General features: G+C 33.5%; 8 protein-coding genes. 2 read left to right on the plus strand and 6 right to left on the minus strand.

Annotation, left to right across the window (positions count from 1 at the left end; all coding sequences use genetic code 11):
- Positions 1 to 17: 17 nt before the first annotated feature.
- Entirely contained in the window at positions 18 to 968 is a 951-nt protein-coding gene (locus H7A25_21120; protein ID MCP5502412.1) for a protein kinase, read from the minus strand.
- A complete protein-coding gene (locus tag H7A25_21125) occupies positions 968 to 2,974 on the minus strand; it encodes a protein meaA (GenBank protein ID MCP5502413.1) in 2,007 nt (668 codons plus the stop codon). Before H7A25_21125 ends, H7A25_21120 begins: the two co-directional genes overlap by 1 nt.
- Before the next feature lie 293 nt (positions 2,975 to 3,267).
- Here H7A25_21125 and H7A25_21130 point away from each other — a divergent pair, with 293 nt between their 5' ends.
- Both H7A25_21130 and H7A25_21135 read left to right on the plus strand, forming a co-directional pair.
- The gene (locus tag H7A25_21130) at positions 3,268 to 3,522 is read left to right on the plus strand and encodes a hypothetical protein (protein ID MCP5502414.1); all 255 of its coding nucleotides are present in this window, start codon (positions 3,268 to 3,270) and stop codon (positions 3,520 to 3,522) included.
- Entirely contained in the window at positions 3,522 to 3,665 is a 144-nt protein-coding gene (locus H7A25_21135; GenBank protein MCP5502415.1) for a hypothetical protein, read from the plus strand. Before H7A25_21130 ends, H7A25_21135 begins: the two co-directional genes overlap by 1 nt.
- A 23-nt stretch (positions 3,666 to 3,688) precedes the next feature.
- Here H7A25_21135 and H7A25_21140 read toward each other — a convergent pair whose 3' ends face one another.
- From H7A25_21140 to H7A25_21155, 4 genes are all read right to left on the minus strand, one after another.
- The gene (locus H7A25_21140) at positions 3,689 to 4,375 is read right to left on the minus strand and encodes an Rpn family recombination-promoting nuclease/putative transposase (protein ID MCP5502416.1); all 687 of its coding nucleotides are present in this window, start codon (positions 4,373 to 4,375) and stop codon (positions 3,689 to 3,691) included.
- Positions 4,376 to 4,943: 568 nt separating this feature from the next.
- Positions 4,944 to 5,657 (minus strand): hypothetical protein, encoded by a 714-nt coding sequence (locus H7A25_21145; GenBank protein MCP5502417.1) that lies wholly within the window; start codon positions 5,655 to 5,657, stop codon positions 4,944 to 4,946.
- A complete protein-coding gene (locus tag H7A25_21150) occupies positions 5,632 to 8,931 on the minus strand; it encodes a DEAD/DEAH box helicase family protein (GenBank protein ID MCP5502418.1) in 3,300 nt (1,099 codons plus the stop codon). The genes H7A25_21145 and H7A25_21150 overlap by 26 nt, the downstream gene beginning before the upstream one ends.
- A gap of 22 nt (positions 8,932 to 8,953) precedes the next feature.
- Entirely contained in the window at positions 8,954 to 11,173 is a 2,220-nt protein-coding gene (locus tag H7A25_21155) for a hypothetical protein (GenBank protein ID MCP5502419.1), read from the minus strand.
- Positions 11,174 to 11,185 lie beyond the last annotated feature (12 nt).

Here is an 11,185-nt window from a genome sequence, read left to right on the forward strand (position 1 = left end):
ATAGTGCAATTTTTTTTTTAATAAGAATGGAATAAGGATAGAAAATGTTTATTGAAATCCGCTTCGAGGGTCTCAAAAGAAGCGTTTTCCCGGTTTGAGTAGAAAGGAGTAAAATATTTAAGTCCTAAATTGCCGTATTCATTGCGAATCCAGCGCTTTAGTTGATGAAGCATTTCTTCTTTTCTGCTTTTCTTGTGTGTTATAGTAAGAATATAGGCCATTAATTCTTCAATACCGAGGTTTTTGGTAACACTGCTTAAAAAAATATCGGGTACCTCTTTTTGATTCAGAGTATCGTGCAAAAACTCCAGGGAAGCCAGTAGGGTATGATAACTGGCACTGGCCAGTTCTTTTTCGTCGCATTTATTAATAATAAAGGCATCGGGAACTTCCATAATTCCGCTTTTCATGAATTGTATCTGATCTCCACCGAGGGGCTGCATCACCAGAAATGAAAAGTCTGCAAGATTGGTTACTTCCGTTTCATTCTGGCCGATTCCGACCGTTTCAATGATTACATAATCAAAGAGATGTCGCAAAAGGCGAATGACATGATAGGTGTAAGGATTTACTCCCCCCATCTCTAATTGGCTGGCCTGAGAACGAAAGAAAATACGGTTTTCTCTCGGAGGCAGGATGACTCTCGTTCTGTCACCGAGGATAGAACCTCCGCTGATGTGGCTACTCGGATCGATGGCTACAATAGCGAGTTTCTTACTTCCTGCTTCTTTTAAAAAAGAGTAACAGAGAGCCCCGATAAGAGAAGATTTTCCGGCTCCCGGGGTTCCTGTGATCCCCAGGGTCAGACAAGTCTCATCGCTCAGACCTTCTTCGGCAAGAATAGGAAAGAGTTTTTTACGAAATTGCAGGGCCTCTTTCTTTTCCAGTTCGGAGATTAGTCTTGCAAGGGGGAATTTCTCCCCCTCTTTGGCTCCCTGTATAAGCTCTCGAATGCTGACTTCGTTCATTAATTCGAGATGGTATCGATGATAGTTCCCATAATTTTCATCAGGTCGAAGTCTTTAGGAGTGAAAATAGCTTTAACTCCAACCTTCTTCAGACCTTCATAGTCGGCTTCGGGAATGATTCCACCAAAAACAACCGGGATATGGTTTTCAGCCTTGTAGTGTCTCAGTTCCTCCATGATCTGGTTTGCGATTTCCATGTGAGAGCCGGAAAGTATTGAGATTCCGATGACATCGGCGTTTTCTTCTACCGCGCTCTGAACGATTTCCTGGGGAGTCAGGCGTATTCCGGAATACACTACATCAAAGCCGGCGTGTTTGGCTGCAATCGCAATCATTTCGGCACCATTGGAGTGACCATCCAGTCCGGGTTTTCCCACAACCATTCGAGGACGATGTTGTTTCTTATTCTGAAAGGCTTCTACCTTGGCTCTGACTTCTTTTACACTATCATTTTCAAGAGAAAGCTTCTGACCTTCTACACCGGTTACCGGGTGGTACTCACCGAATACAGCTCTCAGGGTATCGGCCCATTCTCCTGTAGAAATTCTGGCTTTTGCACATTCTATAGAAGCTTCCATCATGTTTTTACCGGTTTTAGCAGCTTCTTCCAGAGCTTTTAGTGCAGCTTCTGCCCGTTTGGCATCCCGTTTTTTCTTGGTTTCTTCTAACTGGCTGAGAGTAAGTTCAGCAGCTTTCGGGTCTACCTTGAAGATGCCACCGTCTCTGTCGGTCATAAGAGGAGAGGTGATTCCCTCTGTCCATTTATTCTTTCCTACAATGGTCAGTTCTCCGGAATTGATTCTGGCCATTCTTTCTGCCTGAGACTTCACCAGCTGGGTCTTCATATAACCATTCTCAATCGCTTTAATGGCTCCACCCATTTCGAGGATTTTATCGATTTCAGCATAAGCTTCTTCTTTTAGAGCCTTGACTTTACTTTCTATGACTTTGGAACCTTCGAAGAGGTCGGGATATTCTAAGAGGTCGGTTTCATAAGCTAAAACCTGTTGCAGGCGCAGAGACCACTGTTGATCCCAGGGACGGGGTAAGGAAAGGGCTTCGTTCCAGGCCGGAAGTTGAAGGGCACGGCAACGGGCATTACGGCTGAGAGTGACTCCTAAGGATTCGAGGATGATTCTCCAGGCGTTATTTTCCGGTTGTTCTTCTGTAAGACCGAGAGAGTTTACCTGCACTCCGTAACGGAAGCGGCGGTATTTGGCTTCTTTTACCTTGTAACGATCCAGAGTGATTTCTTCCCACATTTCAGAGAAGGCACGCATTTTACTCATTTCTTCCACGAAGCGAATCCCGGCGTTTACGAAGAAGGAAATCCTTCCTACGCACATTTCGAACTCTTCTTCATTGAAGCAGTTTCTTTCTTTAATGGCATCTAAGATGGCAATGGCGGTTGCGAGGGCAAAAGCCAGCTCCTGTGCCGGAGTGGCTCCCGCTTCCTGTAAGTGATAAGAACAGATGTTCGAAGCATTCCATTTGGGAATATTCCGCAGGGCGTATTCATACATGTCTACAATGATGCGGATAGAATGAGAAGGAGGGAAAATGTAGGTTCCCCTGGCGAGGTATTCTTTGATAATATCGTTCTGTGTCGTTCCCTGTAGCTTGGTAATATCAGCTGAGGTTTCTTCTGCCAGAGCCACATATAATGCAAGAAGCCACATAGAGGTACCATTGATGGTCATAGAAGTGTTCATCTGGTCTATAGGAATCTGGTCGAAGAGGATTTTAAAATCATCGAGAGTATTAATGGGAACACCTACTTTTCCTATTTCCGGTTTCGCCACAGCGTGGTCGGAACTATAACCGCATTGAGTAGGAAGGTCAAAGGCTATGGATAGACCGGTTTGACCCTTGGAAAGGTTATTACGAAATAATTCATTGGTCGATTTAGCGTTGGTGTGTCCACCGTAGGTTCTGAAAATCCAGGGTCTTTCTTTGATTACGTTACCCTTATCATCATAAAGCAGGTGATCTTTTTTCTTGTCCATAGTCTCTATGTCCCCGTTTTAGAAGTTTTGGTACTTATTGTGTGAATTTGGGTTTTTTCCTCAAGCCTAAAATTAAAATTAGGCCGGGCTTAATTACTGGGAAATATCATATTCTGAGGGTTTTCCCAAATCGGGGGATGTACCCTCCGGTTTGGGAAAAAAATAGTTAATTTTAACTTAAAATAAAGAATAAGCTTCTATATAAAATTTAATTGTTAAAAAGAAAAAACTCTAAATAGTTTGTATTTAGACCGGAATGTATACTTTTTCAAAATATCCTGCTGGAGATTGTAATGGAAGCCATTCAAGAAATAAATATAGAAGCAAAGAAAGTTGAGTTAATAGCAAAAATTACCCGTATAGTTGATGTTGAAATTCTCCTGCAACTTGAAGAATTGCTATTACAACTTGAACCTGAAGAACACATTGAATTACAGGATTGGGAAAGAGAAGAACTGGCCAAAGGAATGAAAAGTATAGAAGAAGGTAAGTTATATTCGCACTCTGAAGTAAATAAAAGAATAGATAGTATATTAGAGAATTTATAGTGGCTTACAAAATTGAATGGTCGGAAGATGCAACGATAGACTATGAAAATACAGTAAAATATATTGGTAAAACTTGGGGAATAAATTCTGCTTCTATAAAAGAAGAATTAGATTTATTTATTAAAAAGCAAAGAGATAATTAAAAGCCATTTCTCAAACCGGAGGGTTAATCCTCCGAATCCCTAACCGATTTCCTTAAAAATTTCTCCAGATAGGCTTCCTGGAGTTCAACAACACGGGAAATGAATTTCAGTTCAGCACCTTCTTTCTTTAAATTTATCGCAGTCCTGAGGGCTTTTTTATGTTCGGCTCTTTTTTCACGAATACTCGCAAGGTGCTGTGATTCTTCCTTTCCTTTTTTGAGTCCTTCCTCGAAAGCATACTCGATAGTGGCTTCGTGGTCTCTTTCTGTTTTCAGGCGCATTTCGTAGTAATTTCTTGTTTTTCTGTCGAGAGAAATATCCTGAAGAGCTTCAACGGCTTCACGAATCACGGGGTTTTTGATCTTAAGCTTTTTCACGTCCTCTTCCTTTAATTTCTCGGCTTTTTGGATGAGATATATCCAATCTTCTAAATTAGACTCCTGAGTTCCGGATGTATTCAGGAATTTCTTCAGTTCTAAAATATGGATTTCGAGGTCTTTCGTCAAGGCTATTTCTCTGCCTTCTGCTTCGAGAACCCGGAAAATGGAATGGTAGTTTTCTGTTTCCAGAAGCTTGAAATTTAAAAAAGAAACGGAATAAACCGGTTTTAAGTCCGAATATTTTTTCCCTCGAACTATCTGCTGGGAATAAAGCTTTGCCCAGTAATACAGGATTCTCTTTCCATAAAATTTCTGGGGAAAGGCCTGCATTTCAATTCTGAAATTTGGGATAATTTTTGGAACTTTTTTTTAAATCCCCCTTAACCCCACGTTGAAACATGGGGTTAAGAAAATGCTTCTTCTAATACATGAGGTATAGTAGCTAATGTAAGGAACGGTCGTGACCGTTCCATTTTAGACCGCTCTTTTATTATCTGCTTTTTTTCTTTTAAGCAAAGCTTCCAATACTTGTAAAACTTGGTTTCCCGCTTTTTCTTTTCTTTATGTAAAGTAAAGAAAAAGGCGGGGCAAAAAGAAAAGAAACCCGCTACTCACACGTCCGTGTGTTCTTGCGCTCCGGGCAGCCGTCCGTGGCTGCTCAGTAATTGGTGAGCCTTTCTAAATAAAAAAAGCCTCCTTTTCAGGAAGCTTCTTTTTAGTTATTAGTGTTTAGATATTAGGGATTAGTAGTAATCCCAGAGCTTGTTTTTCTTTTGGAAAGTCAGGCTTCCCAAGTAAAGCTACTAATTCTTAATCCCTAACCTCTATAAGCAAATGCCCTTCAACCCTTAAACCCTTTTCCTGTAAGACTTCCTCTTCTGGTTTTAGTTTTTTTACTTCATACATACATCATAAATAATGTGACTTCAACTCTTATATTCGGAACAGAGCATAACTCTGCCCAATAATTAATGAGCGTCATATACCTATTGAATGTTTCAAAAGAGTCATCTGTATTCCAGGGCTTGGGAAGTTGCCTTGTTGTATCACCTTGTTCTTTAAAGAGTCTTACCAGAGCAGGCCAGAGTCCATCAATAATAGCCCGATTATCTATAGCTACAGGATGGTTTTGTTCATATCCCATGCTTCTTGTTAAAAAATGCAGATACTTTGAAGACATGACTTTTGACCAACCCAGCTTCTGGGTTAGCACATTCCAGGAACTTTCTATGGAACTTGATTCTTCAATAAGTTCCGGTAACTTTGCAAGTTCTTCCTGAATGGTTTTTAAATCTTTCTGGTAAATTTTATTTGCAGTTCTTACCATATTTCCCCAGATTACAGTCAAAACCAATCCTTCCAAATATTGTTTTCTCTTGAAGCATTCCATTATATTCGATGGGCAGGAATTTAATGAATTTTCTTTAAATACAAATTCAGGAAAATCAGGTTTTAAAATATACTTTTTCCATGAGCTTGGATTAAATCTTTTTGTCATTACTTCATAAAAATAATCATCGTTATCAGCTTGATTACGATCTATGAGAGTTAAGGTTGTTGTTTTAGCCCAATAAAGGGTAACAGGATCAGGTTGCCATATTAGCTTTTTCATCGAATTTCATTTCACCTTGTGTATTTTTTTTATAAATTCTGGGTAATGGATAGTCAGGTAAAATCTTTGCTATCATTTTCTGAATATAGAGACTTTCATAATCTTCTTCCATAAACAAAACATTGAATTCTTCTATTTCTTCTTGTGAGAAAGACTTCCACTTATCTACCCGTAAATCAGAGTATTTCGATATAGATAAAATAAAAGAATTGAGTATAACATTTACATTATCTAACTCTCGTTCAATTTCTTTTATATCTTTATAAAATTGAACTTTGGGATCATTGTAAGGAATCTCAATAATACCTTTTGGATCGATAAAGTTTATATATTGCTTCTTTTTATCTATAACCCAAAGAATGAAATCTGGATAGAAATTTCCTGCTTCAAAAAACCCAAGACCGTGACCACGACTCATATTTCTTAGTAGATAAATCTCTTTACCGTTTAGAATATCTTTTTTCTGCTGATAGAATATTTCTAAATCATGCATAAACTTATATTCACTTTCCTGCAATGAGAAGGGACTAATATGCAGAAGAACTTTATCTACATTATGATAGAATACTGGTTTGTATAAATGTCTATCAAACATTATAGGTATGATTTCAAAATTATCCTTTTTAAATTTCTGAGCTTTATTTTCTTCTATTTGGGATTCAAGGTTTTTTAAATAATTATATAACTCTTCTTCCCGCTCTTTAACACGTATTTTATATTCTTTTATTAAGTTACCTTCATCCTTCGTTTTCTTTTTATAATCTTTTAGTTTTATATATTCTCTTTTATCTGCTTCGTAAGATCCTCTATGATGATAATAAAATCTGGAAATATACTTTTGTAAAAGTTGTAATGCAATTTCTTGCCATACAATTTCTTTATCTTTTACTTGAAAATTAAATTCATACGATGGAATATATAAAATATACCAACTACTATCTAATAATATTTCTTTTAAATTCTCTTTATCTATTATAAGATTAGACCATTTCTTTAATTTTTTATAATTTATTAATTCAAAATAGAGTTTATCAAAATCTAAAAAACAGCAATGAAGTTCTTGAAAGTTATTTACTTCTAAATCAACAGCAACAGCTGAATCTGCTATTTCTTTACTCTGAAAACCTTGTAACTTTGTATACCAATTTACATATACCGGTCTTTTTGATAAATTCTCTTTAAACTTCTTTTTAGCAGATTCAAGGTAGATGACTCGGTTTTGAGAAAATACAGCTTCTTTTTTTAAAGCAATTATTTTCAAGTCTCCAAATTTATCGGGATAATCTTTTGGAATTACTGGAATTGTAATTACAGCTTCACTATCTATATCAGATAGTCCTTCATTTTCCAGATATTCTTTAAATTTTTGTATGTAATTAGCTCGAATACCAAAAATATTTAAGGTTTCTAATATATCTATTTCCGCAGGAATTTCAAGATGAAGCCCATTCATGTTAAGTCCAGAAGTTCTCTTCAAGGAATGATTAAAACCTTTTAATCTAACCCCTCGCCCAAATAATTGGATAATTTGAGTTCCTTCATTTTGTCCAATATTCAAAAGTCCCATGCAGGAGACTCGCCAACTGTTCCAACCTTCTGTGAACTTTTTTGAACCTATTAAAATATTTATTTTTGATTCTTTTTGATTTATATTTTGAAAAAGAGAAGTTGAAAAACTTTTTTCAGATGTTAAAATGTTGTGCTGCTCACACAACTTAATAAATGTAGAAGCTTCTCCAATATTAATTACCCCAAAATATTCATTATCTCCAGCACGTAGTCCAATTTCTCCACTTATACCTTTCAATGAATCAATGTGTAAATTTGCTTCTGATACCTTGCAATGAAATATTTTTTCCAGCATATCAAGATATATTTCTTCATAAGAAAGTTGCCTTGTTTTCAAGTAAACAAATGAATTAGAAAATATATCTTCATTTTTTGAATTTAAAATTCCAGTACTTTTGCTTAAAATGGTCTGTATTGCTTTTATAGTTCTTTTTTTATTTGTTATAATTTCTTCAATAAATTTTAACGTATAAACCACATCGGAGACAGTATCTTTTTCATTTTTATTTTTTCCTTCTTTTAAAACTGTACTACCAACAAACACTAAAAGCGGATTTTCTAAATTTAGGGGATTAATTTCTTCTTTATTATGGATGAAAAATATTTTTTGTTCATAATACGTTAGTAAACATGCAGTTAAGTATTGGTATACTTTTTCTTCTGTTGATTTCTCCTGCATATTTAAAATACGAAAATCTTTTCCATACCCATCGGAATAAAAATATTGATAAGAATAGTCAAACAGAATGCACTTTGCATATTGATTATATAAGTCTGTATTTTTTCCAATGGCCTGTCCAAAAGTTGCAGAGTATTCAAACGAGAAACCGTTTATTGAAATTTTATCTCTCATTTTCATCCATTTATCACCGGAAGAACCTCTATGTCCTTCATCCACTAACACAAGATTATACCCTTCTAAAGACTCTACTGCAATAGTTGTTGGCCCTTTTGTTTCTTCTAATTTGTAAATGTCTAATACTTCAACATAATTTGATAAACTTCTATTTCCATCTATTTTAAAGAGTTCAGCAGGGATACCGGAAAGGTGTAACTCTTGAAGATGTTGTTCTGATAAAGCTGCATTTGGAGTGAGTAATAAGATATGGTCTAATTTCTTTCTATTGTATTTTTCGTGATAATGCTGATATTGTTTTATATTTACATGCATTATTAAAGTTTTTCCGGAACCTGTAGCATTCCAAAAAGCTAATTTATTAAGATCTGCTTTTTCATAAACTTTTATTCTTTCTTTTGACAATAGCCTTTCATTAAAACCTTCTTGAAACTCTTGAAGATTTCTTAAAAGTTCTGATTCATTTTTCATATAAAGGTCGAGATAGATTTCAGTAAAAAGTAGTGCAATATATTGAAAGTATTTCCAACCAACAAAACCTTCTCTTTGAGATTTTATCTCCAACGTGTATTTGTTAATATTATAGTCATAACGAATAAGATCATCCAAATTGATGGGGGCTATTTGCACAAGTTTGCTTTTTAAAGCTTCTAATACTTTTTCCTCAACTAATTCATCTTCTTGAAAACTCCATTTTTTATTAAACCCTTGAGATAAATCTTTAAAGCTATTTGAACCAAATAATGAACAAATATAATTGAGTAATACAAGTTTTGCTCCGAAGGGTTTTTCTTCTATTTCAATGAGTGTTTGTTGAGAATCATTTTTTTTCTTTTTAGACTTAGGCATTTTTAATCCTTGTAATGATTAGTTATAATCTTAAAAATTTATAAGTGTCACTCCATTCTACTAAGGGAATGGGTCCAAATTTTTCATTATATACTTTATCTAAATGTTGCCATACTTTATTTTCTTTAATGGCATTCAATATATCATGTATATCGCATCTTCCTTTTCCATTAGAAAGATCGCAGGCTTCTTTACTTACATCAAAATCAGTTTCATTTATAAATGGATTATTTCTATTATGGTATTTCTGGGAAACATAATCAGGAATCATTATATCTTTGGTTCTTAACTGTGTAGTAACATTCAACATACTAAATAAATCATTATTCAAAATTATCATTAACTCAAATAAACTAATTTTTAAATATTTTGAACTTATAAAAATATCATCAAAATAAAAAATATTGGATAAGATAAAATACTCTATTTCGTACTCTTTATTTTCAATACCAAGTTTATGAAAAAGTTCTTGAGGATTATTTTCCATATATTCTTTAATTTTGTCTAGCTGTTCGGTGGCTTTCATTTCAAAGTTAGAAAAGTTGTAGTAGGAGTTTCTATCTATATCTTGAGTTACATAGGTAAGTTTAAGTTCGAACATTAATATTTTATTATCTGAACATACTACTACATCAATTTCTCCTTCTTTATTATTAATTTTAAATTCGAAATTAGAAATAGCAATGAATCCATTATTTAAAAATTGATTTGCTACATAAGTTTCAATGTTTAGAGATTGCTCAATATGTTTTAAAAGTCTTTCATTAACAATCTTTCGATATATAAAATTCCCCCAGTTTAAATCACGATACAGGGTACTTAACCAAAAGATGTTTTCTCCAATTTTTACAAAAGGAGATAGAGATATATCAATATTTTTTAAATCACTATTATTTAAGTCTGTTATTAAAAAATCTATAATTGTTTCTAAATATTTCTTATTATAGTTATCTTTTTTAAAATAACCTATTGATTTGTCAATGAAACTTTCATATGTAGATATGTACATATAATCTGGCTGAAAATACTTTAAGAAATCTTTAGGCTTTTGAACTTGTGGTAATAAGGATACTTCTTCTGGATTAGTTTCATCTAAAAAAAAAATTCTTCCTTCAGGCATTAAATTATAAGAAAATTCATATAAAACGTTTAATACATCTCTTAAATCTATCTTTTCCTGATTATAATTTAATTCAAAAGGAATACCTAAAAATTTTAAATATTCTTTACTCGCAATTTTACCTACAAGGGGTGTATTACTTATAAGAAAGTTTTTATTTTTTTCCTTTTTAAATTCCCAGGAACTTATTGCTCTATTATAAAAGTATACTTCGGAAAAATGAGCTTTCTTATCATTAATCTGATGATTTAAAACAGATTTAGTAGGAATTAAACTTTGATGGTATACGTCTAAATTACAATAACCGGAGCAATATAAATCTATTCTATAATCTATTATTTTATACAATATGAAGAAATCAATTGCTTCTCGTATAATTTTTTTTTCATCAGAAATTGATTCTTTAGGAAGATAGATCTGCTTTACAAATCCTTCCGGTGGATTTAAAGGGGGCATTTCCTTTTTATACTTCTCTATAATGCTTTCTAAAGATGAATAAATACTTGTTTCTGGTTTTAGATTTGATAGTAAAAAGTTGAAACCACTCAATAGATTTGCAGTAATAGCTTGATAGTTTACAAACGAACTATTTGGAAAAGCAGTTACTCTCTTATGTTTTTCAAAAAGAGAAACTACATGAATTAACAAGTCCTCTTTTTTGAAGCTGGATACTATTGTCTTATAATACTCTAATTTAGAATTCCAATTATTTTTTAAATCAATTATATAATTAAATTTCTGATATTCTTCATAAGAAATATTTGAAACTTCTTTTGCAAGTTGAGAAAACGATTCATTTAAGAATGATTTTGAAATTTTAAAAAAGTAGATATATTTTCCTTTAGCTTCTTTAGGCAAAACATGAGAAATCGAATTGAATGGCTCTTTTCTATAAAAGAAGTAAGACAGTAACTGATCTGATATTTCAGATGTAAATATCGATGGGTGATTTTTCAAAATTTCAGATTCCCAAAATAGTTTTGAATTATAACAGTTTGTGACTTTTATAAACTCAACAACTTCGCTAAAACTTAAGTTAGAAATATCATTATATATTTCTTTAATAACTTCTGGATTATTTCTATTTTTAGAAAAACGATTTTTATATTCAACCATTTCCATTATTTGTTAATT

The organism is Leptospiraceae bacterium (assembly GCA_024233835.1).
Classification (GTDB): domain Bacteria; phylum Spirochaetota; class Leptospiria; order Leptospirales; family Leptospiraceae; genus JACKPC01.

Excerpts from the sequence above, each read along its gene's own strand:
- H7A25_21120 (MCP5502412.1), bottom strand. The coding sequence starts at position 968 with ATGAACGAAGTCAGCATTCGAGAGCTTATACAGGGAGCCAAAGAGGGG.
- H7A25_21125 (MCP5502413.1), bottom strand. The coding sequence starts at position 2,974 with ATGGACAAGAAAAAAGATCACCTGCTTTATGATGATAAGGGTAACGTA.
- H7A25_21130 (MCP5502414.1), top strand. The coding sequence starts at position 3,268 with ATGGAAGCCATTCAAGAAATAAATATAGAAGCAAAGAAAGTTGAGTTA.
- H7A25_21140 (MCP5502416.1), bottom strand. The coding sequence starts at position 4,375 with ATGCAGGCCTTTCCCCAGAAATTTTATGGAAAGAGAATCCTGTATTAC.
- H7A25_21145 (MCP5502417.1), bottom strand. The coding sequence starts at position 5,657 with ATGAAAAAGCTAATATGGCAACCTGATCCTGTTACCCTTTATTGGGCT.
- H7A25_21150 (MCP5502418.1), bottom strand. The coding sequence starts at position 8,931 with ATGCCTAAGTCTAAAAAGAAAAAAAATGATTCTCAACAAACACTCATT.
- H7A25_21155 (MCP5502419.1), bottom strand. The coding sequence starts at position 11,173 with ATGGAAATGGTTGAATATAAAAATCGTTTTTCTAAAAATAGAAATAAT.